This is a genomic window from Variovorax sp. M-6 (genome assembly GCF_052114385.1).
Classification (GTDB): Bacteria; Pseudomonadota; Gammaproteobacteria; order Burkholderiales; family Burkholderiaceae_C; genus Variovorax.
On record NZ_JBFREQ010000033.1, the window covers coordinates 47,351 to 72,953 of the forward strand.

Sequence of the window (25,603 nt, forward strand, 5' to 3'; positions counted from 1 at the left end):
GGGCCGACGTCAAGGGCATGCTGGCCGACTTCGACCGCGCATGCTCCCGCACCCCACTGGTACGAGCACCCATTGCCCAAGCGACAGCGTGACGTCAACACGAACAGGGCTCTGTGCTGATCGGAATGGCCTACCGCCCCCCCGTCGACGTCTTCTCTGGAGATTTTTGCCCAAGCACAATTATGTTCATTCATTCGCGGCGCCTGTCCAATGGCCGCAGAAGAGCGGGGAGAGGGCAATGGGGGTTTTGATCCAGCCGGGGAGATTTGAAGTTCTTACGCACTCTCCCTGCCCGAAAAAAAGCCCGCGTGGCAGGGGAAGAAGAGGGCACCGCGGTCTCACGCCGGCTTGCGACAAACTGTCATGGCCTCGCCGGAGTCGGCATCGCCGGCTTTCGCCCTTTGGCACCTTCGCAGGAGCCTTGTCATGCCCTTCCTTGCACCCTCCGTTCGCCCGCCTGCCGCCCCTGGCTTACCTGCTGGACGACCAGGTTGAATCACGAAGGGAAAATTGCTCGGCATCTGGGGGTGAGCTTTCGCACGTTGCAGCGCTACCAGGCCAGCGGCAACGCGCCCCGCGCGGTGTACTTGACTCTCTGGTTCGAGAGCCGCTGGGGCATGGCCGCCCTCCACACGCAGGCCTACAACGAGGCCCAACACGCCCGCGCCTGGGTCGCCTCCCTGGAGCGTGAATGCGAGCGGTTGCGCGGCGTCATCCGTGTGTACGAGAACGCGCAGGCGCACCCTGCGGCCAACGCGCCGGCCTATCAAACGGTCTGAAGTGGCGCAGGCACTCGGCGCCCTGGGTGCCTCGCTCCCGGTGCGGCCGCTGGGCACCCGAATGCCGTCTGGGGTGAGATCCTGATTTGTCGAGGCCGGGTGCGAACTGACGATTGGACGCGCGCGCCTTATCACATCCAAATCCGGAAAATCGGAAAAATCCGAATGAAATCAACGTGTTGCTATGCGCGCTATCACTCTCGGTCCATCAAGCCGCCCTCGGGCGAACCGCGCGGGCGAGGGTGAGACAGGTGGCAAACCGCGTTGTTTGACGCTGGATCGGCGCATGTGAAAAGACCACCCGAGGGTGGTCTTTTCACCCTAGGCGAGAGTCAACCGAATGACACCACTAAGGGATTTTGGGCGCATTTTAGCATCTCCCCGACTTGGGAGCGGCTGATGTCGCTGAGGGCGCTTCGTCGCCTTTTGCCAGCGCACCTCGTACAGCCGGTATACAGCGGTTGCAGCCCATCGACTCGCCCAACTCGGCGACCTGAAGCTTTCGTTCAACGTTGAAGCTGTAACGCGAGCGGCGGCATCACGTGTAGGACTCGGTGGTCCTTCAGCAGTTGTCCAAAGGCTTCTTGCGGGAAGCGGCTTCGAAACGCTCATGGCACCATCAACCAGTAGGCAACAAATTGCTACCATCGGCCAAAGAGGGCTGACACCGCCAGAGGAAGGAAAAAGGCTTTGCCTGTATTCATCAGTGACGTCGAAGATGTACTTGCCTTGCGGGGTCTGGAGACGCCCGACCTGGCTGCACTCCAAGCCACGCATCAGAGTTACCGCGCGCTGCTACTCCAGCCGGCAGGGCCCATCTACGCAGACACCCACCGAATTGGCCACCTAGACCTGGCCGTCGCAGCCGCCAGGGCCGACGCCTTTCTCGCGATGGCTGCAGAGCGCGGTGACCAGCTCGTGATCACGCCGGAATACTTTCTCCCGGTAAGCTCGCTGGCGAAGGCGGCGCAGGGCGGGCCTTTCCCCGCGGACGGCGCACTTTGGGTGCTGGGATGCGAAAGCATGACCACCGAAAGGCTCGCGACCTTCAAGGCGGACTGCGCTGGCCATTGCGACGTCATCTACGAGGAGGATCCGGCGCCAGCGGTGCAGGGCAACTACTTCGACCCCGTCGCCTACTGCTTCGTCACACGTGACGCGGAAAAGACGCTCAAGCGGGTCGTCTTGTTCCAGTTCAAGACCGCGCCATCTAGGGATGACCACGGCTTTGAGAACAAGCAACTGCGCTGTGGCCGCGCCATCTACCGGTTCCAGGGCAAAGACGGGTACATCAAGCTTTCGACCATCATCTGCTCAGACGCGCTCGACCTGGGCGAGGACCTTGACGCCAATAAGATGCTGTCGGACAGAGCCATCCTCATCCACATCCAGCTGAACCCGAAGCCCAAGCACACCGACTACCGCCGGTACCGCAATGAGGTCTTCCGGCGCAGTCCGGTCGCAACCGATTGCGACATCGTCTGCTTGAACTGGGCTCACAACGTCGTCCAACACGACTCACCCGCCCAGGCAAACGCCTGGAAGAACGAGAGCGGATCAGCTTGGTATGTACCCGAGCGTCGCTGCTCGGTGAAGGATGACGAGGTTTCCAACAATGAGGCCAAGGGCCTGTACTACACTTGGCATGAGAAGCGGCGCCACGTCCTGCACTTCCACTACGACGAGGCCGTCTTTGCGCTGACGGTTCCCAAAGTCATGCAGGATGGCCCGGCGGTCCACGACGTGCTCATCGGACCGCAGCTAGATACGCGCTTCGTCTGGGACGCCGACGCTGGCGCATGGCTGGCAAGCACGAGCTGTCCGGAGACCGGGTGGAGCGACGTCATCAACGCCAACCCGGAAGTCACCGCAGCGTTCCAAAGCCTGCAGGACATCGCGAACCGACTGCACATCGAGCGGGCCATCTCGCTTTCATGCGGTCCTCACAGCATGAAGGACCAGTGGCATCGCGTGAACAACCTGGACGTGTGCCGCATCCCTGAGTCTGAAGTCGTAGCCCGCGCCACCCTTCAGCTCGACCGCGACATCGCAGCCTCCGAGGAACGTAATAGACGTATCACCCGCGTTGCGACCTTGGGGCACATCCTTCAGACGGCGACGTTGCCCGCGCAAATCAAGGACCTTGCCGGTGGCGGTGCCTCGATAGCGTGGTCTCCCGACTCTCCAAACACCAATGTCATCAAGGCCGGCGCGCGTCCGGCCCTGGTGGCGTACCTCGGTGACAACCCGCCGATGGATATGGTCAAGAGGATTGGCGAGAACGCGTTCGAGCTCCTGAGAAAAGAAAACAAGGGCCACAAGGAGCGCGTGGCCATCTGCTATCGCACGGTCGCTGGCGTCACGAAGTTCGCCGACATCAAGCAGCAGACTGACATTACATACGATGGAAGCAGCATGGCGTCCATCACAGGGGGACAGTGACATGCCTGAGATGCAAGCTGCGCGTGAAGCGCTGTCTCATCTACTCGTCGGGCTCCACGACGTCGACGATTCCGTTGTGCGCGGCGAGAAGAAGCTCGGTGACCAGACCTACGCGGTTGCGTACGTCGACTTCGCTGATGACGTGGTGGAGCGATCGCTTCACCTGCGCGACTTCCAAGAGCGCATCCTTGCTGACGACTTCTTCGATGCGCCAGGCGACCTGCGATGGAACAAGTACCTCTACATCGTCGCCGGCCCGAACTCGAAGGCAAGTCCTCAATTTGCTGAGGCGAAAGCCGCAATCGAGGCTGACAAGGACTACGCGCGCAAGCGCGTCATCTCGCAGGACGACCTCGAATCCCTGCTGGCAGGGCCGAAGCTGTTCGAAGCAGCGGAGCACGGAAGCACGTACGACGTGCTGACGGACTGGCGGCAACGCCTGTCAGCTGCTGGGCTTGCGCTGTTGCTCGACGCTCCTACCCCTCGCACCACAGTGGTGGAGAAGATTGCCCAGCGCGCAGCAGGTGCGGTTGCGAACGGTAAGCAGCAGGTGAAAGAGCTGAACGCCGCCGACACGCCGTTGGCGACTGCGAAGCTACTCAGCCTGAACATCGCTTCGTTCCGGCCGATACACAACGGCAAGACTTATGACTTCGGCGACGTCACGCTGCTCGTGGGCGCGAACGGAAGCGGGAAAACATCTCTGCTCGAGGCTGTCGAGTACTTCTACTGCGGAAACAACCGCAGAAGCACAGCCGTGGGGCCGGTGCGTCTCAAAGGGAAGCTGCGGCCGAGCGCAGGTGGCAGCACGCTCGAGCTTTCATCCACTGAAGAAGGCCCTCGCATCAAGGCCCGAAATCTTGCTTGGTACAACCGCAAGGAGCAAAGCGTTGCCGACATCGTTGACAGCTTCTCGCTCTACAACTTTCTCGACACCGATGCCGCGTATCGCTTGTCCGGCAATCTGAAGCCAGATGACATCACGACCGAGTTGAGCCGGTTGTTGGTGGGCTCGTCAGCCGCTACGACGTTTGACTACCTGCAGAAGATTCGAGCCGATATGGATAAGGCTTGGGACAAGGCACAGCGCCGCGCCGAAGGGCTGCAGGCGGAGTTGACTGTTTTCGAGCGGCGGCTGAAGGAGCTTCAAGGCAAGCCGTCCACGGCGAAAACGCTGACGGACGCATATCGCACCGCGCTTGCAGGCCTCGGTTGGAAGAGGCCAACTGAACCCGGCGTTCCCACGCCAAAGGAAGGACAGGAACTTCTGGCCGCGCTGGCGCACGTGCAAGCGCTGGTCTCCCTCGGAGGCGCAGCTCGAACCATCAAGGATGTCGAGCATCGCTGGGAGCATCTGGAGGCCGCGGTTGGCAACGCAAGGCCCGTCGACACGCAGCTTGTTGGGACCCTCGAGCATGAGAAGCGACTCGTCTCGAAAATGGAGGAGCTTGAGGCCAACGTCAAAAACCTCGACCGGTGGATTGCGTATGAGTCTGCGGGGTTTCATGACGTGCGCCGTCGATACAAGTCGGCTCGCGAGGTCTCGGAACAGCTGGCCACACGCCTTGGAGGCCTGGTCGCCGGCGACCTGCCCGAGGTGCCGACGCAGTACGCCTCCCTCCAATTGCAAGATGCCGTGCAGGCTGCGGGCGAAGCGGCCACTGCCGCCCACGCGAGGTTCACCCGCGCTCAGCAAGCCCTGGACCTTCACGGCCGGGCCGCGTCGGCTCGCGCTACTGCGGCTGCGAAGCTGAAGGAGGCGGCGAAGGAAGCGCTCAAGTCGTCGGGGAACCCGGACATGTGCCCGGTCTGCCGCACGGTGCATGCAAGCGGCGCATTGATGCACCTCATCGAGGAACTCACCTCAGGACCGGAGACCACGCGGGAGGTCAAGGCTCTTGCGGAGTCGCTGCGCCTGGCGGGGGACGAGGCGAATGAAGCGCGGCGTTGGGCCAGCGCCGTTGAGCTCTGCCAGAAGTTTGCGACGCAATTGCAGTTAAAGCCGACCACACCCAAGGAGGTTCTGGAAGAACTAGTCGGACTACGTGAGCGGGCCAATCAAGCGCAGTTGGAGCTGCAGCGCGTCGTTAAGGAGGGGCAGGACCTGGGCAGCGCGGGATTCTCGAGCAACGAGGCGGATTTGGTATGGGGCCGAATCGCTGGGCTATTCGAGCCCGAGTCCAGAAATCTCACCGCCGACATTGCGTCGGGCGAACGGCGGCGTCAGTCGGACGTTGTGGAAGAGACGCGAAAAGTTTTGGGTGAATGCCGCAGCAACATGGGAAGTTATGTTGAGACCATCCGGGGCTTCGCTCGGTCTGTCGCCGTTGACGGCTGGGTCACGCGCGTCGAGCCAATCGGCACCTTCGCATCGCTTGTTGCGCTGCAAGACGAGTTCCTTGCCGCTACAAGCAACGCTGCCGGGCTTCATTCCTACCTTGCTGTCGAGGACGATGTTCCGCTCGTCGAGATTCAGGCACGTATCGCAGCCGTGGCCTCCGCGTTCAAGCAAGCTGACGAAGCGTCGCGCAGCGACTCGGAGAGCTCGGACGAGCAGCGGGACCTGCCGAAGAAGATTCAGGACTGGAATCTCAGCCTCGGGAAGCAGCGCGGCGAGGAGAAGGCGCTCCTAGAAGCGGGCAAAGTCTTGGACGACCTCATTGAGAACGCTTCCCTGGAGAATGCCACGCGGGAGGCGCTTGATGCCATCGGCGGCCAAATCAACGAGGTGTTCTCGCGCATCCATTCGCCGAGAGAGTACGAGTACGTCGGCAGCCCGAATGTTCTTCTACGGACCGCGGATGGTCATGACCCCCGCACGCTCGACGAGGTCAGCACCGGGCAGCGAGCCGCGTTTGCTTTGTCAATCTTCCTTGCCAGAAATCGCACGGCCGGGGCAGCGCCCCCCATGTTGCTCATCGACGACCCAATCGCGCACATCGACGACCTCAACGCTTTGTCGTTCCTGGACTATTTGCGCGACCTGGCAGTGAACTCAGGTCGGCAAATCTTCTTTGCCACCGCAGACACGCGAGTGGCATCTCTGTTCTCGAAGAAGTTTAGCTTCCTGGGAGAGTCGTTCAAGACCATCCATCTGGTGCGCAGCCCGCAGGTTGAGGAAGCGGACGCGGCAGGTTGATGCCCTCTGTGGCGCGCATTGCTCGACGCAGCGCAATGTAGGCTGCAGGCGAACGACGGCCGCGAGAAGCCGGCCGAAACCGCTGACCTATGAAGCTGTGGCTTGCGTGAGGGGCGATTCGCTGCGGTTGCCAAAAGCTAAATCGAGGCCGTACCCGTTTCCATTCGGCAAGGGGACGCAGGCGGGCCTGAGGAATCCTGGCCTCTTGGGCAACCCGAAGGCCTCGTAGGTAATTTCCAAGACGTCCAGGCGTTCGTGGTTGCGCACCTCGAAGACAAACTGCGATTCGCTGTAGATGAAGTCGTACTTCTCGATCCCCAGCAGCACATGGTTGTTAGTCAGAAGGCGTTCGTCGTTGCTCGCGCGATGGCGTTCGAAGTCTGTCTGTGTGTCCCTTTCGCTCAGCCGATAGCGGATACCCCTCTGGATGGTGGCCACGCTGGCATCAAGCTCCGCGAGGAACTCCCGGGATGCGATGACGATGTTGTAGCCCTTCGGCAGATCATCCGTGTAGCGCAGCGCGTAGCTCTTCTGGCACAGCTTTACGAAATCCCGGTCGAGTTGGGCCACGAGTTCTGGATACAGATGCCCCACGGAATTCCAATGCGCGGTCTGCAGGTGACCATGGATGCGCTGGCCTCTTGTGACAAGGATGGTCTTGAAGTATTTCTCGAGTGCCGTACTGGCCATCATGGCGCCCTGGTGCGGCATGCGCGCGTTCAAGAGGATGCGCGCGGCGAGGTAATCGCCAAACGCATCGTTGAGGAACATCGAGGCTGACTTGGCCTCCGCAGGCGACTGGGCGCGGACTTTCTTGGGCACGATAGGGAACTTGGTAAATCGATAGGTGCATTTTCGTGTCGCGCTGGGCAGGCTTGCGAGTCAGCTTTGTTCCTGCAGGCGTCTCGATGGGGAGCCGCCGATGTCCAAGAACTGCTCGTGGAGCATCGGCGCCTAGGATTTTCCCGCGCGATCAAGTTCCATGGCCAGTCCAAACCGCGCTGCTGAAGGCATTGTGCTTCTAGGCAAACCTCCACGGCCGCCCCACGGATGGCGGCGACACGTTGCTTCAAGCGGTACAACTTCACGAATCCTCAGCGATTTGATCGCTCGCACCTGGAGGCAAGTGGCAACCGCCTCCAGACTGAGCGCCTATGCAAGACTCTCCCCTTGTCGTCTGCCTCGACAACAATGACTATTCGGTGCTGTCGGATTCAAGCAGAGCATCTCCTGAGCTTGAGGCCATCCGGTATCAGTTGCTCAAGCTCGCGGAGTCCGGCTCAGTTGTCTATGCGTTCGCTGGCACCCATTTGATGGAAATGGCCCCGTTGCAGCCAACTTACGCCGATGCTGCCGCCGCACGCGCCGACGTATTGGTGCAGCTTTGCGGGACGAATGCGCTAGTCTCTTTCGATCAGATGTTGCAACTCGAGGTCGCTCGTGCGGCAGGATTTGATGCTCCCATCACGACTGTCCTGAGCACCGATGCTTCATGGTTCCCGAAGTTTGACGGATCGCTGTTGCCAGCTATCCCCGACCCTTATCACACGGACGCTTTGAAAGAGGCAATCCGAGCGCAGGGTCGCACGAGGAAGGAGCGGCGAAAAATGGAGCGGAAGGTGTTGAGGAACGGCCAGCCCAACGCTCTGTTCAAACAGTTCCACGCCAACCGTGCAGCCAACTTCGACGTCTCGGAAACACTGCGCGACTATCCGATGCGGCCGGAAGATGCCGTGATTCTTGCGCGCTACGTATTTGGAAAGGCATCCCGCGAAGAAGCCGAGGCTGCGTTCTTGAGTGCACTACGCGATCCGAGGTGGATGATGCGTTGGTTTTCGGAGCACCACGACTTACTAAGTCCGGTCAGTCGATGGATTCGCGATCCCTCGGAAAAGTACATTGCTGGATTGCAGAAGGCGATTACAGGACTCCAAGAAATCCGGCGCACTGAAAAGGCGACGGGAAGAAAAATTCCAATCGACTTGCTTACAGCGGCTGGGTGGAAAGCTGCGCAGCACAAGCTTCTTCTCAAACTCGCGAATGGCGTTCTTGCTAGTTCGTATCCGACTCTGCCGGCGCTCACGGACGTCGACGCTGTCTATGCTCATTGTCCAGGCCTTTGCACGGTAGTGAACACTACCTACGCGGCAGCATGGGACTCCCTCAGGGGTCAGCCGCGAACCCCCAAGCCCAGCGACTTTGCAGATGCGCTCCACGCCTTCTACGCCCCATACGTATCAATTTTTCGCGCTGACAACTATATGGCCCCACATGTCGCTAAGCACGTCAAACAGTACGGCACACGCGTCGTGCCGAAACTGCGAGACTTACCCGGCGAGATTGCGGCAGCATTGCTGCGCTAGCGTGATCCCCAACCGACCTCTAGGCGGCGATAGGCTCGGAATAGCGTTTGCCGAACCGTAAGCTCTTTGCAGTCTTTGGCCGCGTGGCAGGCGCGTCTTTGCGCAGAGGCGCGGGCCGACAAGTCGTTGTCCCGCGTGGGTTTTCTTGACCTGACCGTATCAAATTTCGTCAAAAGGACGACTACCCCGTACATGGCCACGATCTTGTCGTCGAAGCCGGTAAAGCGGCGCTCGTGCTTGGGATTAGGTGCTCTGAAAGCGCTGCGTTCGCTGCGGCAAAACGCTGCCCACCCATGCCGAACTCCCGCGCTCGATTGACGAGCTCGCCCCGCCCGGCTTACATTTGCAAAAGGCGCTCGCCGGCGCCTGCTGCGCGCTTTCAGCAAACTCTCACGGGACGGCGTCCATCCAACCTCCACCCCTGATTCCCTTTGCAGGCGAATCCTGGCAGCGCGCACCTTGATTCGCATGCGGAAGGAATCTGCCATGCGACACATCCTCACGTCCGACGCGCGCGTCGAACAGCTCAGAAAAGAAGCCAAGCGCCACCAGCGCAAGCACGGTGGCAAATACACCGAGGCGCTCGACAAGGTCGCAAAGAAGGCCAACTACGACCACTGGCACCACGTCACGCTCTGCGCGGGCGAGTCCGAGCGGGCGAAGGCGTATCCCGAGCTCGACAAGATCTTCGACAGCGCGATCGAGGCGGCCAAGCGCGGCGAGGCCACTGTCGCCTCCACCAGCGGCGAGCATGGGGTCGGACCTTATGTCCTCTTCTCCTCCGAGTCCGGAGACGCATGGCTGCTGGACCCCGACGGCTTCGGCGCGATGTGCTTGATTTGGAAGGGCAAGATGCCGGAGGAGGGCGCGGCAGGCGCCGCGCGGCGAGAGGAGACCGGCTGGCACGCGGAATGTGAGCTCCTGGGCGACTTCTTCCGCGTCGAGAGCGAGCTCCCCGACATCGGCGAGCAAGCCATCGCCGGCTATCCCGTCGACGAGATCCGGGCCGCGATCGCCGACGCCATGTCGACGGAGACCAAGATGCTCATGACGATCGGCCGCGCCGGCGCCGTTGACTTGACGCCCGACGTGATCGCCAGGATGAAGGAGCGCGGAATGTCCGACGAGGAGCTGCTTCGCATGAAGGCCGAGGGATTCCTCTACTCGCCCGCGCGAGACACCTTGATCAGCCCTCCGATGACGAACGAGGACTTCGAGGACAGCGATTTCGACGAGGAYGAACTGGCCAGGCCATGAAAGGAAGCGCCGCCCGAGGGCGGCGCTCGTCCACCTGTTCGGTGGCCGCGGCGAGGCATGAGTGAATCATTTCGAAGCCACCTGCGCGGTGGCGGACCTCGTCGCAAGGACACCTTCCCGCAGGCGCGGCCAAAAGTCAAGCGATTTTGCCGGATGGAGCCGCCGTCAGTCGGCCGCGAACGCGGCGACCGAGCCTTGGTAGCTGGCGAACTCGGCAATGCTCGACGCGTCGTCGACGCGCGCGGGTGGCAAGACTTGATCAAGGGCGGACATCGCCGCGCTCGCCGCCAGGCTGACTAGGACAATGACAACGAAGAGCCGCATGGACGCTCCTTGGACCGCCTGCGCGGGCGAGGAGCCCGCGCAGGAAATCTGGCGCCTCGCCGATCGGGGAGGCCGCGTCTGGCTCTCAGTGAGCCCGCGTCTCGCTGCGTTCGCGAGGCCATTGGATGATCGAGCCGAGTGCGGCCTGAGGCTGTCGGCGCCGCTTGGCGAGACGCGTAGGAGCGCGTCGCTGCGTCGTCTGATCATGGGGCCGTGGAAGCCGACCCGCGCGTCAAAGCAGCGACGCCATCGAAGCAAGAGCCTTCGACGCCGGCGGCGCCGCGAACGCCGCGATCAGGGCGATGGCGATCAACCGCGCGTCGCGCGACATGAGCGCGAACAACCGCGCGCGGTCGTCTTTGAAGCACTCGTATGGACTGCGTCCGCGTCGGATCATTTCTTCCCCCCCTTGGCCGGCGTCGCCGACTTCTTCGCGGCGGCGGCCGCTTCTTCGGCCTGCGCCTTGGCCTCGGCGGCGGCTTTCGTCGCCTCCTGGTGGGCGGGCCAGTCGCCGCTGGCGCCGATGTCGGCGAGCCGGTCGACGAAGCGGCCGTAAAGGCCGTCTTGCACCTGGCCCGCTAGCCTCATGCGCTCCACTGCAATGTTGGGGTTGAGCAGAAGGATGAAATGGAACTCGCCGGAGGGGCCTTTCTTCGTGGACACGAAGTTCAGCTCGCGCAGCGTGCGCATGCGCTTGCGCCAGGTGTCGACCGCGCGCTCGCCGGAGAAGCCCGCCTCCGCGGCGAACGTGGCCGGCGCCTCGACGATCACCAGCGGGTTGTCGGGCGCGCGCGACCACAGGCAGAAAAGGGAATGGCCAGCCGGCGCGCCTTTGGACGTCGCGTCGATCGCCTGCATGGCGATCGGCAGCGCGCGCGGGACCGTTGTGAAGCCGTCGTTGCTCTTGCGCCGCCAGAGCAAAGTCTCGTCGAAGCCCGGGAAGTGCAGCGCGAGCTGCTGCTGCGCCCGGTCGGCCATTTTCAGGCGCTTGGTCTGGGATTGCTTGGAGTTGGCCACGTCGGCTCCTTCGTTTCGATGGACCAATTTTCAGCCTCGCGCATCCGCACTGCAATGAGTGAGTCGGCGCGATATGGCCAGGATTATGGAATCCGAGTCGCCCTCTGGGAGCTATTTGAACCGATGGATATCCATAGCCCATGGATGAGCGAAAACGCACGATATGGCGCGCCGCTGGATCCGCATGTTGTTGTTTTCATTGAGTTTTCCTTATTCGCCGCGTGCTCCCGTCCTGCTGTGCTGCTGTGCTGCTGTCCTTCCGTGCTGCTGGTGGGGTTCCCAAAGGGGAGGGCTGGCCGTGCCCTGCGCGCGCGCCAGCCCCCGCCCCTATCACCACTTGTTCCAGCGCTTCGGAGGCGGCTCGGCCTTGCGGAACGCCTTAGCGACCGCGTGGTTCATGCGGTTGATCAGATCGACGCGCTTGAAAAAGATGTGCAGGCTGCCGGACCGGTATCCCTCCACGCGGATGTAGTCGTCCTCGTGGCCATCCGCGGAGACGGGCGGCCTGTGGGCGAACCTCATGAACCCCGAGCGAGGGTCGAGTTGGCGGCGGTCCTCTGACGCATGCATGCAGCGGACGAGATCGTCGATCGTCCGCGCGGTCTCGGACAGCACGTCCATGCCGGCGCGGCCGAGCAGCGCGATCTTCGACCCAAGCAGCACGGGGCTCGGCATCTGGGGGTGAGCTTTAGGACGCTGCAGCGCTACCAGGCCAGTGACAACGCGCCCCGGGGGGTGTATCTAACTCTTTGGTTCGAGAGCCGATGGAGCATTGCCGCCCTCCACACGCAGGCCTACAACGAAGCACAGCACGCCCGCGCCTGGGTCGCCGCCCTGGAGCGTGAGTGCGAGCGGTTGCGCGGGGTCATCCATGTGTACGACAACGCGCAGGCCCACTGCGGCCAACGCGCCAGCCTATCAGTGGGTCTGAAGAAGCAGCGCAGGGACGGGGTGCGCAAACGCGTCAGGCGCGTGTTTGGCGACAGATTGCCGATCTGAAGTCCTGAAGCGCTACGCCTCGGGCCAAGGCAGGGCGGCCCACAGCGCATGGCGTCCAAGGTCGATTCGATGCGCATGCCGAGCCCACGAAGCTCGCGGCTTCACGCGATCGTCGCGCACTTTGTGCGTCACCGTGAGGTGCGCGCTCGTGTACTTGTCCAGGAACTGCGCTATCACCTCCGTGCACGACGAGCACGGCGCCTTCTCAGTCCACATCTGCAGGCTGAATGGCGTCCCCGGTCCTCCGGGAAGGAGCTTTTGCTCGTCCCGGTCCAGGCGATTGAGCATCTGGAACTCGGTGCATTCCCAGCGCCAGTCGTGCTTCTTCTGTGCGGTGAGACCTTTGAATGCGGCCGCCGACTGCAGGATCGGCTTCTTGTCGCCTGAGCTGCAGGCCAGCGATCGGTGCACGCCGTGGCGCGTGATCAGCTTGACCTTTGCCAAGTTCGGCGCGCCGTCGCCAAGTCGAAGTGCTGTTCGCACCAGGTGCAATTCCTGCGACGCGAAGGCCGCCTCACCCAGGTTGATGAAGAGGTCGTGCCGGCCCCTCGGACCGGTCGCGGCTATGAGGCCGAAACCTTTCAGTCGTCGCTCACGCATTGGACGCCGCCTTAGGAACGAGGCGCATGACCGCAGATTCGAGCACAGGTACCCGCGGCTCGACATGTGCTAGGGACAATACGAGGTCACTCGCTGCTATCCTTTTAACCCCCAGGCCCTTCGCGAGCACTAAGTCCGCGCTCTCAAGCTGTTTTATGACGACCTTGGCGCTGAGGCCCTCGCGCATCTTCGCGAGACCGCTGACCGACTCGCGCGAGTCGACGATGAGACGTGCCATGGTGTTATGCCCGTGTTGAACACGGCAGCAAGTATGGCGGGCACGGCCGCTCAGGTGCTAGGAGGGCAGCTCTCACGCCTCGGCGTCTGAGGTCGGCTCAGTCAGGGTTCCTGGCTCGGCCTTGGTCATCGAGGCGAGCAATTCCTTGATCGCCGGCAGCCGCGGCTCAAACGCGAGCTGCAACCGGAGCATGTGCTCGACGATCCACTGGGTCATGGCGGGCCAGCACTCCTTGTTGTGCCCGTCGAAATCCTTGCCGTACGAGATCAACGATGCCCTCCGTTCGGGCATACGCCGCCAGTTGAACTCGGCCCCGAATGCCGTCTCGACCGCGTCCTTCTGGGCGTACAGCATGTCGAAGATCGCCTTGTTCTCTTCGGGCACCTCACGCGACATACCGAATTCCACGCGCACCTCGTCGCGGGTGAAAACCATCGTGTAGTGGAGATGCCGGATGCCGCAGCGTGCGTTGAGCCAGTTGTCGCGCATCGGGCTCACGTTGTCATAGCGCCTGACGCCCGAAACCCTCAATGCCTCGAGCACCTGGTGCCAGAAGGACACTCGAAATTCGTTGCGCTTCTCGCGACGACCGTCGAGCTTGATTTCGTCGTCGACCTTGTCGGATATCCCGATCATCAGCTCTTCCGCTTCGCGAAGCGGAATGACCTGCTCGACCGTCAGGAACAGATCCTTGCCGTCCTGGAACGGCGTGGCCTTGAAGCACTTCACGTACACCCGATGCTTGAGGAGCCACATGACGGTCGACGTGACCTCTTTCCGGAAGTTAGCGGCGACCATGATGATGCGTTGATCATTGCCCACGTTGAGCTTGACGTCGTCGAAGGTCTCCTCTTGGAGGAAGTCGCAGATCAGCTTCTTCGCATCTTGGCCGGGATTAGCCCGGTCCTTGTCCAGGAACTGTTGGAAGATCTCGGCAATGTTCGACCTAGTGAGGGTCGAGCAGTAGGACGCGTACTTCAGCGACTGCCACATCACGTCCCGCCCGGAATCGTCGAGCTTGTTCTCGATGACCACCAGCGTTCCCGTCTTGTCGATGGCCAGCAGGTCCAGGCGCTCGCGCGTATCGTCGAAGCCGTCGAACTCCTTGGCAATCACCAGCAGGTCCTCCTCCAGCGCATCGGGCTCGTTGGCGAGCCATTCCTGCAGATGGTGGCGCTCCGTGAAGTTGAGTTCGCTAAAACTGACCTTCTTGACCTTACTGATCCGATTCGAGGCCTGGTTAATGCGGTACATGGTGTCTCCGATGGCGTTCAGTTCGATGCGCATTGCCGCCGGCGCGCGCGAGTGCGGCTTGAGAGCAGGTCGCAGATCGTAGGCGATTCACCCCGTCGCTGAAGCGAGATGCGAGTCCGTAGACGACGTCACTGAAGCACTTGAGCGAGTGCGCGCTCGATTCGCGACCTGCTCGCTGCGCGAATCTGCCGAAGCCCAAGCTCTCGCGCCATACGAGCGACGGGATCTTCTGGTCCTGCGTCGAGGAGGATTGAGCGCGCCAAAGAGGTCAACTCCTCAATGCAGATTTCGTCTACTGGACGAGCATCTTCTCCGGGCGTCCGAAAACGTGAATGCTCCGCGGATCTAGCGACGCCTGGCCAGTAGAAGACGCCCGCATCGTCTGTCGTGCGCTCGAAGCGCTTGGCAGCCAAGGTCAGCACACGCTCCTGAATGCGCGCGCCGGTGCGTTGCCAACCGTGTGCACGAGCGATCCGCTGTGCAAGGACCAGGTCCAGTAGCGGACCTTCATGCGCGACGACATGGGCGATCATCTTCTCCAGCGACTGGTCGTAGCTGGAATCGAAGAACCTCCCGGCCTCAACGTTGGTGGCTGTGGCAGGGTCTGATTCGACATACGCGGACGAGGCGGGAGAAGGCTGTGCGACTGAAATATTCCGCGCATAGACTTCGGCGCCCGCTTGTTTGAGGGAGACGTCTTCGGATCCGTCGCCCATAGGTTCAGCATCCTCGTTTCCGTTCTCCGTGGATGTTGAAGGGGCCTGTAACTCTCCCGTCACCTCCGTCGCATCAGCCCTTGCCTTGTCGATGGCCTCCTGAGCGGCCTGAAGGGCAGCCTCTCGCTCCGCCTTCTCGGCGCGCGCCGTGCGGCTGCGCGCGAGCAAATCCTTTAGCTGAAGATCGATTCGCTCGAGGGTTCCGGCACGATCGACCCACCAATCCGTCGACCAGATCCGGACGATTTCCCAGCCAAGACCTCGTAGCACTTGCTCACGAAGCATGTCGCGGTCGCGAGCGGTCGAAGAGCGATGGTAAGTCGCCCCGTCGCATTCGATGCCGGTGAGATAAGTGCCCCTCGCGTCTGGATGGACGACAGCCAGGTCCACGCGGAAAGAGGATGCCCCGATCTGTGTGTGAAGCTCCCAGCCCTTGCTGGACAGTGCGGCTGCAACTGCCTCTTCGAACGGGCTCTCGAATCCGCCGAGGCTGCCATTGGTCGCCTCGGCCAGCGCCTTCGTGCCGCGCTCCGCGAATTCCAGGAAATGCTTCAGATCCTTGACGCCAAGTGCTTGCGTGCGTGCCAGATCCATCTTTTCCGGGCGTAGGCTTGAGAAAACCCGTAGCTCTTGCCGCGCGCGGGTAATGGCAACGTTGAGGCGGCGTTCACCGCCTTCGCGGTTCATCGGACCAAAATTCATCGACACCGCACCAGTGAGATCCGGGCCATAGGTGGTCGAGAAGTACATGATGTCGCGCTCGTCGCCTTGCACGCTTTCCAAGTTCTTCACGAACAGCGGCTCTAAGGCTGACTCGGCAAAGTGCGGCTCCAGCGACGGGTCCTTCCGGCGCTCGTCATCCAGCAGATCCTCAATCAGTGTCTGCTGCTCGGAGTTGAAGGTCACCACGCCGATGGTGTGCCCTGTCTCACGGAATTCTGGTGCCCTGAGCTTGGCGACAATGTCGGCCACCAAGGCGCGCGCCTCCGGCTTGTTGATGCGCGCACCGCCCTTCTCATAGACGCCAGCGACATGATGGAAGCTGACCGCCGTGTCCACCGTTACCGGGGAAGGGAAGGTGACCAGCGACCCGCCGTAGTAGCGATGGTTCGAGAAGGCGATCAGGCTCTCATGGCGGCTGCGGTAGTGCCAGGACAGATTCATCGTGGGCAAGTTCGCGCCCATGCACTCGTCCAGGATGCTTTCCATGTCGCCCTCAGTCTCCTCCTCATCGTTCGACGCCTCCGCGCGATCGAAGAAGCTCGTCGGCGGCAGTTGCTTCGGGTCGCCGACCATCACCACCTGCTTGCCGCGCGCGATCGCTCCGATCGCATCCCAGACGGGAATCTGCGACGCCTCGTCGAAGACCACCACGTCAAAGGCGTTGGCGTCCGCGCTGAGATATTGGGCGATCGACAGCGGGCTCATCAGGAGGCACGGCGTCAGCTTGGTCAGCGCTGTGGGAAGGCTGGACATCAGCGTGCGCAGCGGGAGATGCTTGGTCTTTTTCGTCATCTCATGACGGAGCAGGCCCCACTCGGAGCTTCGCGTCACGCTCTCTTGCTGTGGAAGGTCGGCGCACAGACGTGCGCGGATCCATGCTCGCGTGAGGTCCGCGTACCGAGTTTCCAGGGCGCGGAAGTCGCCGATGCGCTTTTCGTGCTCAGCAGCCACGAAGGTGCGAATTACCGGTTCGTTGTCGACCACGATGTTCAACCACCAGCGGCTGTAGTTGGTCTCGAACGCCTGGCGAACCTGACCAGCCTTGACCGCGCCATTCTCGATGCCTGCGACGACGCCCGACAGGCCGAGCAAGATGGCTTGCCCGCGCACTTTCCGCCAAGCGCACCAGGCGTTCAGGCGTGGCTCGGACTGGATGATCCCGTTGCAACGTTCGATGAGGTCGTTCAGGTCGACATCGCCGAAGTCGGATTTTGCGCCGTCGGACAATGCTCCTGCGACGCTCAGTTGATCGATCTTCGGCTGAAGCGCGAGCCATGCCGTGAGATAGCGCTGAGCCGCGGCGGCGAGGGCGCCCGCGGGTTCGAGCAGCGCATTGTCCTCGCCGATGAGCCGCTCGAGCGGTGCGGCGATGGCCCGGAGATCTTCCGGCGTCGCAGCCAGGTTGGTGATGGCAGCGCCGACAGAGGCCTGAAACTTCAGCGCCTTCTCAACGTCCTCGATGCTCGTTCTCAACCCGCTCCACACACCGTGCGTCGATGCGTGCAAGTCGGCCAGCTGGTCCAGTTCGCGCTCGACGCCTGCACGTCGCTGGCAGATCTGGAGGTCCGCGGCCATAGTCTCGCCGCAAGCGCCCGCTGCGACCGCCTCATGGCTCTCGGCCAGTGACCCAGATACGCGGATCTGCGCCATCGCCGCATAGAAGTCCAGCGCGGCCTCCAAGGTATCGATGCGCGTCGACATGCCGGACCACAGCGAAGCGGTGGCAGCCGAAAGACTATCGAGGGCGCCCAACTGGATGTCGAGTTCACGCAAGGCGCGCAGTTTCTGGAGCTCTTCTGTCAGCCGAGTCCCGCAGCGTCCGTTGGCGACGGGTTCCAAGCCGACGTCACTCCATTCCCGGCCGCTCTTTGCAGCGACGAGCTCGGACTGGAACTTGAGCGCTGCGCGAGCAAACTCGGGACGCGTCTTCAGGCCTGACCACACGCCGTCGACCGCCGGCCCGATCTGCAGGGCTTCGACCTCCGTCCTCAGCGTCCGGATCTGAACCCACAAGCGCAGATCCGACGAAATGTTGGGCTCGCCTTCGCCGACGATGCAGCCCTCCAGGGCCTGCCTCACCTTGCGTTTGGCGACAACCGACAGTGGCCAGACAGCCTTTTCGGCCTTGCCAAACTCTCGCTGAAGCTGGGAGACGTTCAGCTGCTCGATCTGTTCGCCGTAGTGTACGGACAGCTGGTTGGTGGCCTTCGCGATCTCATCGAGCAACCGAAGGCCACCATCCAGTTCCTGCACGATATCGTCGGACCAGGTCGTGCCAAGTCCGGCATGGAGCGCACGCCGCTGCTCGATCAAGCCCATACCCCGGCGGCATGCAGCAACGACCGAAGGTGACCAACCCGGCGACAGCGAAGCCGACAGCTCCCGATGTTGAGCGAGTTGCTCGAGACCGCCACGAAGTCGATCGGCGATTGCACGGGCGTCGGCCCGTGCTGCGAAGCGCCAGTCATGGCCCGCCGCCGTGGGCAGCGCACGGGCAAGCATGCCCATGGCGCCCCGCGCACGGCGTGTCAGTGAAAAGGAGGGAAAGCCACATGTACCCGCAAAGTGCTCGTAGCTCGCGATCAACGACTGCGCCACCGGCAGGACGCCGCGTGCTGCGTCTACCAAGGATTGCTGCAGGTTCGGCGACCACTCGCTGTGCCCGATGTCCGCCAACGGGTTCTTGAGCAGGCCTTCGTAGCCAACCGCCTTGGCGTTGACATCCAGGCGCTCGACGACACTGACCATCGCCTCCATGGCCGCCGCGTCGTGCGCGTTGGCCGCCCCCCAGGACAGCCCGAGCGGAGGGACCGCGTCGCCGTCGATCACGCGGCCGATCGCCTCGTAGATCGTCATGCCGTTTCCGAAACGGAAATGAAGCCGCTCCACGTAGACGTTCAGATCGTCGCGGAGCGCCTTCAGGCGCCGCGCCTCCGCTCGCCAGACTTCTGGATCGACCACTCCGGTGGATTCCCAGGAATTCTTCAACTGCGCCAGCACGTCCAGCTTACGCGCCTTGCTGGAGTGCAGCTCCAGGCAGAACTCCCCGAGTTTCACTTCACGCAGTCGCCGAAACACCACGTCGAGCGCAGCGATCTTCTCTGAGACGAAGAGCACGCGCTTGCCTTCTGCCAGGCATTGGGCAATCAAGTTGGAGATCGTCTGGCTTTTTCCTGTGCCGGGGGGACCAATGAGTACGAAGTCTTTGCCTCGAACAGCCGCCATGACGGCAGACAGCTGCGACGAATCGGCCGGCAGTGGACAGAAGGTCTGAGCCGGGTCGAACTCGCGGTCCAGATTGCGGGGATGCGGGAAGGGCACACCAGCCGGATAGTTGTCCCTGGGCGAATCGATCAGATGGCGAACCACGGCGTTCTGCCTGAGTTGGTCCGTGCGTTCGGTCAAGTCCTTCCACATCAGGTACTTGGCGAACGAGAACATTGCGAGGACTACCTCCTCGGAAACCTCCCAGCCCTTGATGTCCTTGATGGCGGTCGAGACCGCCTTCCACACCGCAGCGACGTCAAGACCGTTGTCGTCCTTGGGCAGCTCGCCGTCCGCGATGCCGAGGTTCAGGTTGAAATCCTGGCGCAGCATTTCGATGAGCGTGGGGTTGAACCGCGGCTCGTCATCGTGCATCGCCAGCGTGAAGCCGGAACGAGCGCTCTTACGGCTCAGCGTGACCGGCACCAGGATCAGCGGGGCGCGGTACTTCTGGCCTGCACGGTCGTCTCTGGTCCAGGTCAAGAAACCGAGCGCAAGGTACAGCGTGTTCGAGCCTCCTTCCTGCATCGTCGTTCGAGCCGTCCGGAACAGCTCGACAAGCCGGGCCTCCAATTCGTCCTTCGGCACTCCGACGAACACCTCTTTGCGCTTCAAGCCGTCCATGGCGTGCGCACGCCGCACGTCTTCGTGCTCCCGGCCTTCGTAGATCGCCTGGCTGCGCGGATCGGCGCCGTCCATCAAATCCGGGCGCGGCATCACCTTCAGGATTTGCCCTTCGGCCAGCATGTCTTCGAGCAAGGCCGCGTCTGGTGCCTCAAGCTTCAGCGCCTTCTTGCTGCCCTTGAAATTCAGCAGGTTGTTGCGAAGCGAGAGATCCAGCAGCTTGCGCTGCCATCGTGCCAGCCGGTCCTTAGGGTTCAGAAGGGCGGGATCGGCTTCGTCTGCCTGGCTTTCCTCCACCAGGTCACTGGGTGCGTCATCGAATGTCGGCGCCGACACCACCGCCTGCTCCGTGGGCGGCTGCATGGCCAGCGCCTCCGCGCTGGCCAGCGGCTTGATGCGCTGCATCCGAGCGCGCCGAACGTCGATGGCGAGTTCGAAAGTCTCTTCCACGGCCTCGCCGATTTGCTCGGCACCGCGCTGCGTGGCAAAGCTGAAGTTCGGAGCGGGTCGCTGCGTGACGATCGTAGTCTCGAAGACGACCAGCTCCTTGAGCTTGATTCTCTTTCGGAGGGCGGTGACGTCGTCCACGACCGTCGTCGCGAACTGGTCGGCCTTGAGCCACACGCCTGCGAACGCATGTCCCTTGGTGAAGACCAGAATCGCATTCAGTCCGGCCTGCTCCAGCGCGGAGCAGAACATCAGTGCGAGGTCCAGGCAGGTGGCCAGCCCGGCCTCCGTGACCTGGCCGGTGCCACGGACCTTTTGACCGGTGTGCTCGAAGCTTGCAGGGGGAAGGGCGTAGTCCAGGCCCAGCGAGGCGATGGCACTCCAAATTCCTGACGCCAGCTCCCAGGCTCGCTTGTTGCCGCCCGCGTAGCCGTCGAGGGCCGGACTCTTGCCGTTGTCGCGCAAGATCTCCGCCGCCTTCTTGAGCAGGCGATCCACGGCCGGATCGTTTGGCTGAACGAAGGCGGCCACAAGATCGGGCATGTGCGAGAGGCCGCCCCACTGGTTCCGGGGCAGCAATTCGACAGGGCATTGGAGCTTGGTCAGCTCCGTCGTCTCGTCGCCTCGGGGCCGCAAGGTGAAGGAGACTGTCGCTTGCTCGGCTTCCGTCAATCGGGTTAGGAACGGTCCATCGAGTTCGACGTCGAGATCCGGAAGGCTGCGTGTGGCGCCCTCGGCCACCGATTCGACGCGCCAGACCTTTGGCCGCATGAAAGCTGGCACACCCTCGATCCAGAGATCGACCGGCCCCAACGCCGATGCAGTGTCGTTGACGATCCGCAATGCCTTGAGCATCGGTACGGCGTTCTGGAAATCAGCAAGATTGAGTTTTGCTGCAAGCGCAGCGTCCAGCCGGACAACCGGCTGAACCCCCTCTGACACCGTGCCAGCCGGTGGAACTTGATCGGGGAACTCAAAAGTTGTCATGCTGCGTGCCGTTGGACGTGGGGTACATGCTGCAGCCGAAAAGGGATCTGGCTGCGTTCGTGCCGCGGTTGCCGAGTCGACGGCTCATTCCTGTGCGGCCGAGGAGGGAGGGTGCCGAAGCCCTTTTTGAGATGGGCGGCTGAGCGCTTGGCGAGGAGGCGCATCGATCGGATGTCATGTCGTCGACGCCTCGTCTTGAGCTGCCTGCGCTGTCGTCCATGTCGCCTCAATGCCTTCACGCTTGCAGTATTCGTACAGCAGGTGCTCGAGCATGTTGGTCTGGCTACGGTCGGCCCGCGCAGCTGCGGTCTCAAGTAGCCTTTTGAAGCGGGCGCTGACGCGGTAGCTCACGGCAATGGTCTTGTCAGTCACGAGGATCCGCAAATGTAGGGTGAAGGTTGTACCGAGTAGTACTATACGTTTGCGCTACGAAACACACAATTTGACACTCGTGGACTATTCAACGGTTGACCTGAGCGATCGCCCTCGGCAGGACGCCTCAGATGACTTTCGTGAAATTCAGCACGACACCTCGGCCCCCATGTAAGAGCGGCGGCCAAGAGGAGCATCGCGATGGGCTAGCCTTTCTCAACGCCTTGAGCAAGGCGCATTTACACACAGATTGACTGATCCAGCGGCCCGATGGCCGCCGCGGCTTTGCAGAGTTGGCGGCTCGCGCACGTTGATGCGGCTGAACCTGCTAGGGGTGCGATCGCCTAAGCTGCGCACCGTTATCGCCGAAGATCCGCCGGTACGGTGGGCGGTTGCGTGCCCTGGTCGATGCGCCTCCCGTTGCCTAAAGAACCGCTCGCTCTTAGGAAGCGCGCTCAGCTTTTGGTGCGCGGAGCCCCAACTTTTCTGGAGCTACCAAACCAATCGCAGGGCGTAGCTAGCGCTGAGGCAAGCTGGCAACTTGCCTTTCCACCGACATCGAAGCAGATAGCCGGCATCGGCGACTTCGTGACTCTACTACGGCAAAAATGCGTGCTTTCGTCCGCTAGTCCAATACCGCAGAGAGCGGATCACCTTCAACATTGAGTCCCACCTTGACCTCGCCCAAGTCCATTGTCGCCAGTCCCGATCTGAAGCAGAACCAAATCGTGCGAAGGTACCTAGACCTTCCAAAGTTTCTTGACCTGTTGCGTTCGCAATCGCTTTACCTGCGTCGTGCTGACGGATTCACGGACCGTTTTGAAGGGGCTCTAACACCTGCAGTGCGAGCGGCGGTCGACGAGGCCCATCGCGAAGGACAAATTCACTATGGCGCCGACGAGTTCTACCAGCGGGCGCGTCAGAGCAACTTTGTCAGCTGCTGGAATTTGGGCGCCAAAGACAACATGGCGCTTTGGCAGCTGTACGGTGGTGTCGCAAACTCGGTTGTCGTCACCTCTACCATCGATAAGCTGCTTGCCCCAGCGCTTCGCTGGAACGACGTCGCTTTGCTGCACAAAGTGCGCTACATCGATCACTTCAAGAACCCTGACATGGTCGTTGGCGATGGAACCGATCTTCTCCAGTTTAAGCACGAGGCTTATAAGTTTGAAAACGAGGTGCGCATCGTTGTTCCTCGGTCAGGAACGTGGAAGTCGAATCCGGCTGGAATTCGTTTGCCGCTAGGCGACCTAAACGAGGTCATTCGCAGCGTTGTGGTGGCGCCTGAGGCAGCGGAATGGTTTTTCGAGCTTGTGGAGGACGTGACTCAGAAGTATGGCGTTTCGAGCCCAGTCAGAAGGTCTAAGCTTACGGAGTTGCCAAGGTGACCGTGAGCAATGGGTCCAGTCGCCCGAACAACTTGGGCATCACATGCTACTTCCATTTCAGCTGACCCTCTTTTGAACGAAGTGCGACGACAGGTGCACGACGTGCAGCCGGCACTCGATGTTAGAGTGCCTTGGTAACGTGTGGAAAGCTGTTGAAGGTGTCTTGACCTCCTGATCAGAAAACCATACGTCGCGCGAATCCGCCGGCGCAGAACCAGTGGGCGAAGGGCGCGTTCAATGGTGGCCGAAAACGTAGCAATTTCGCCATCGAGGCAAGGTCTGATCGGCAGGCCTTGACCTCGGCGCGATCAGAATCAACTCATATGCTTCCCACAAATACGCCGGCCGCGCTCGCGACTGCGGGCGCTCTGGTCGGCGCCTCAGTCTTTCTCATCGCGATACTTGGGTTGAGGCTTGCACGTCGGCATCCCTCGGATGTGCGAATCGTCTGCTACTTCTTTTCGCTGACCGTGGTCCTCACGGCGTTGGTAGCGATGTGGGCAAATGCAGCGGGCGCCATTGATAGTGACGGCACTTTCCATGGACGAATTGGTTCAGCACTGAACCGCCTCCTCCGAACACTTCTCGACGTGGATGCATCGCTCAAGCTCCTTGGCGGGGTCGTTGGCGTTGTAGTCCTTCCGCAGGTGGCGAGCTATGTACTTGGCGGACTTTTCGGATGCGGGACGTCTCCAATTTTAGTTGGCCGTACGCTGCAGTTTTTCGTTTGGAGCCTAGCAAAGTCTTTGGTCGTCGCCTCTGGCATGCTGATGGCGCTCGCAGGTTTAGGCGCCGCTGCAGGGTGGAAGGGCTGGAGCGCTACTGGCGCCGCAAGCATGGTGTCAACCGGTATGGTGCTGAGTGCCATGACGTTTGTCGTCCTGTACCTCTACAGGTTTGAATTCGGTGATGCGTTTTGGGGCGAAAGCCCGGCTCGTGGTCATGGTCGCGCGCGGGTACGGCTCGCCTCACTTCACGCGTGGCTGACCCGCAATGTAAGCGGGCGATCGAACCAGGGCTGAGAGACTATTGCGCCACCGAATTCGCATAGCTCTGGTACTCAACCCACGGCTTCAGTCTGGCCCACGTCCGACGGTGCCCAAGATGCTGAGTTTCTTTCGGAGCATTTCACGGCGGGTTCGCGCTGAGGCGAACAGCATACGGACTGCGCCGCGACAAGATGCGTTCAGCCTCGCTCTTGCCACAGAGCCCTGCGAAGACGCTCCTGCTCGTCGAGTTCGAGTGCGAGCACCTTCGCCCGTCTTTCCTTCGCCAATGTCCGCCGTATGCGAGCGCGCTTCAGTCGCTCGATGGCGTTGACGCATATAGCGAGCGATTCGTCCAAGACGAACGCCGTCCCAAAGAGGACTGCGATCCTTTCTGCGTGGCCGTGCCCAAGAGGCAACAACGACTTGCCCGTCGCAGTTTCATGAAGCACCAAAGCCAACTCAACACCGGCGGCAGTTCGATAAATCAAAGTCATAGTGCACCCGTCTGGCTAAGAAAATCACTGTCAGTGGGGTTGGACGGCGCCTAGAAAGACGGGTTCACTCAAGGAGCGAAGTCCGGTCAAAAAGGCGGATGCTTGCTGACCAGCGGGACGATGACACGGGTCTCGCGGATCGCGGATGTGGAGCGGCCCTTGCACAGGGTGATCTTTCTTGCCATGAAGTTTGATTTGATCCGCGGTCAGATCTGCGCCGGCTACCTGTCCTGACGTCTAGGGCGGACTCCCCGCTAGCCCACACGGTGTACGAAGTTCATGCGTACCCCACGCGCCTTAGGCCTCGAGCAGACAGTTCCCTCTGCTCGGGCTCTTAAGAGCAACCCGTCATCGAATTCTTCTGCGGGTTCGGCAGGCCAAGAACGTATCCCCGTCACATGATCGGAACGCCGCTTCGCCGGCGCATATGCCCTTCTTCCCTCAGGCGTTTCCTTCCGCGCCAACCGCCGGTGCTCGCAACCGTGCATAGCGCGCCCCACAGCCCACGAGGTGCGACTCTGCTCTATGAGCAGCGTTTGGCGTCCGTTGGAGAATCGAGTCTCCGACTGTTCTATCGCCGGAAGGCGCTAGCCTGCGCCCCGTGAACCGAGACCCCGAGGCGCGCGCTCCCATCAAGCACACGGCTAAGCGCGTTCCGTCGCAGACGTAGCTGCTGATCGGATAGGGATTGCCGACGCCTCACGGGCGAGCTGGAGCTGGATATTGACACCCCGCCAGCATCGAGATGACAAGCGCGCCGACGATTGAGCAAGAATATATTCTCCGATCTGCTTGCTGGTTGAGGAGCTTTGAAATGTTCATCGCGTACGGCGCTCAACGGCCGAACGACCCGTTCAGGCCTTGTCGGAACCCTGTTTCCCCAAGTCCAACATCCGAGCCACCTCGCTGACCTGAGCGGCGCCCGCTCTGAAATACCCCGCCACGGTGTCCGTGCTCCGATGCCCCGTCATCGCCATCGTCTCCTGCAGCGGCATGTTTTGTCTTCCAGCCTCGGTCACGAACCCCGATCGCAGCGAATGCGCCGAGAAATCCTCTCCGACCCCCGCCAGCGCACACCGCGCCTTCACGATGTCCCGCACCGCCGTCCCCGAGAGCCCGTCGGTGCCGAGTTTCCCGTTCTTGAGGATGCGCCGGAAGAGGGGCCCCGAGGTGATCCCGCTGGCCTT

General features: G+C 61.8%; 17 protein-coding genes. 7 read left to right on the plus strand and 10 right to left on the minus strand.

Annotated elements, in window-relative coordinates; all coding sequences use genetic code 11:
* Positions 1-527 precede the first annotated feature (527 nt).
* From AB4Z46_RS28430 to AB4Z46_RS28440, 3 genes are all read left to right on the plus strand, one after another.
* Complete coding sequence (locus AB4Z46_RS28430; RefSeq protein ID WP_442286902.1) at positions 528-779, plus strand: hypothetical protein; 252 nt, start codon at positions 528-530, stop codon at positions 777-779.
* Positions 780-1,469: 690 nt separating this feature from the next.
* On the plus strand, positions 1,470-3,221 hold the full coding sequence (locus tag AB4Z46_RS28435; protein ID WP_442286903.1) for a hypothetical protein: 1,752 nt from the start codon (positions 1,470-1,472) through the stop codon (positions 3,219-3,221).
* A 1-nt stretch (position 3,222) separates the two neighbouring features.
* The gene (locus tag AB4Z46_RS28440; RefSeq protein WP_442286904.1) at positions 3,223-6,360 is read left to right on the plus strand and encodes an AAA family ATPase; all 3,138 of its coding nucleotides are present in this window, start codon (positions 3,223-3,225) and stop codon (positions 6,358-6,360) included.
* An 87-nt stretch (positions 6,361-6,447) separates the two neighbouring features.
* On the opposite strand, the gene AB4Z46_RS28445 is transcribed toward AB4Z46_RS28440, so the two are convergent.
* The gene (locus AB4Z46_RS28445; protein ID WP_442286905.1) at positions 6,448-7,182 is read right to left on the minus strand and encodes a hypothetical protein; all 735 of its coding nucleotides are present in this window, start codon (positions 7,180-7,182) and stop codon (positions 6,448-6,450) included.
* Positions 7,183-7,514: 332 nt separating this feature from the next.
* Between AB4Z46_RS28445 and AB4Z46_RS28450 the strand changes: the two genes are divergently transcribed.
* Both AB4Z46_RS28450 and AB4Z46_RS28455 read left to right on the plus strand, forming a co-directional pair.
* Positions 7,515-8,723, plus strand: a complete 1,209-nt coding sequence (locus AB4Z46_RS28450; RefSeq protein WP_442286906.1) for a hypothetical protein — start codon at positions 7,515-7,517, stop codon at positions 8,721-8,723.
* Positions 8,724-9,209: 486 nt separating this feature from the next.
* Positions 9,210-9,980 carry a hypothetical protein gene (locus AB4Z46_RS28455; protein ID WP_442286907.1) on the plus strand — a complete coding sequence of 257 codons (771 nt, stop codon included), beginning with the start codon at positions 9,210-9,212 and terminating at the stop codon, positions 9,978-9,980.
* Positions 9,981-10,145: 165 nt separating this feature from the next.
* On the opposite strand, the gene AB4Z46_RS28460 is transcribed toward AB4Z46_RS28455, so the two are convergent.
* The 8 genes from AB4Z46_RS28460 to AB4Z46_RS28495 all read right to left on the minus strand — a co-directional run bounded on the left by AB4Z46_RS28460 (position 10,146) and on the right by AB4Z46_RS28495 (position 21,545).
* Positions 10,146-10,304 (minus strand): hypothetical protein, encoded by a 159-nt coding sequence (locus AB4Z46_RS28460; protein ID WP_442286908.1) that lies wholly within the window; start codon positions 10,302-10,304, stop codon positions 10,146-10,148.
* A 393-nt stretch (positions 10,305-10,697) separates the two neighbouring features.
* Positions 10,698-11,282, minus strand: coding sequence for a hypothetical protein (locus tag AB4Z46_RS28465; RefSeq protein ID WP_442286909.1), 585 nt, complete (start codon positions 11,280-11,282; stop codon positions 10,698-10,700).
* 369 nt (positions 11,283-11,651) lie between these two features.
* Complete coding sequence (locus tag AB4Z46_RS28470) at positions 11,652-11,996, minus strand: DUF4942 domain-containing protein (RefSeq protein WP_442286910.1); 345 nt, start codon at positions 11,994-11,996, stop codon at positions 11,652-11,654.
* Between the two features lie 336 nt (positions 11,997-12,332).
* Positions 12,333-12,920, minus strand: coding sequence for a hypothetical protein (locus tag AB4Z46_RS28475; RefSeq protein WP_442286911.1), 588 nt, complete (start codon positions 12,918-12,920; stop codon positions 12,333-12,335).
* Complete coding sequence (locus AB4Z46_RS28480) at positions 12,913-13,158, minus strand: hypothetical protein (protein ID WP_442286912.1); 246 nt, start codon at positions 13,156-13,158, stop codon at positions 12,913-12,915. The genes AB4Z46_RS28475 and AB4Z46_RS28480 overlap by 8 nt, the downstream gene beginning before the upstream one ends.
* 72 nt (positions 13,159-13,230) lie before the next feature.
* On the minus strand, positions 13,231-14,445 hold the full coding sequence (locus tag AB4Z46_RS28485; RefSeq protein WP_442286913.1) for a DUF4268 domain-containing protein: 1,215 nt from the start codon (positions 14,443-14,445) through the stop codon (positions 13,231-13,233).
* A gap of 95 nt (positions 14,446-14,540) precedes the next feature.
* Positions 14,541-21,173 carry a DUF3320 domain-containing protein gene (locus tag AB4Z46_RS28490; RefSeq protein ID WP_442286914.1) on the minus strand — a complete coding sequence of 2,211 codons (6,633 nt, stop codon included), beginning with the start codon at positions 21,171-21,173 and terminating at the stop codon, positions 14,541-14,543.
* A 174-nt stretch (positions 21,174-21,347) separates the two neighbouring features.
* On the minus strand, positions 21,348-21,545 hold the full coding sequence (locus AB4Z46_RS28495; RefSeq protein WP_442286915.1) for a hypothetical protein: 198 nt from the start codon (positions 21,543-21,545) through the stop codon (positions 21,348-21,350).
* 674 nt (positions 21,546-22,219) lie between these two features.
* On the opposite strand from AB4Z46_RS28495, the gene AB4Z46_RS28500 reads away from it, so the two are divergent.
* Positions 22,220-22,933 carry a hypothetical protein gene (locus AB4Z46_RS28500; RefSeq protein ID WP_442286916.1) on the plus strand — a complete coding sequence of 238 codons (714 nt, stop codon included), beginning with the start codon at positions 22,220-22,222 and terminating at the stop codon, positions 22,931-22,933.
* Between the two features lie 323 nt (positions 22,934-23,256).
* A complete protein-coding gene (locus tag AB4Z46_RS28505; protein WP_442286917.1) occupies positions 23,257-23,955 on the plus strand; it encodes a hypothetical protein in 699 nt (232 codons plus the stop codon).
* Positions 23,956-25,270: 1,315 nt separating this feature from the next.
* On the opposite strand, the gene AB4Z46_RS28510 is transcribed toward AB4Z46_RS28505, so the two are convergent.
* The coding region (locus AB4Z46_RS28510) for a tyrosine-type recombinase/integrase (RefSeq protein WP_442286918.1) at positions 25,271-25,603 on the minus strand (333 nt) is incomplete at its 5' end.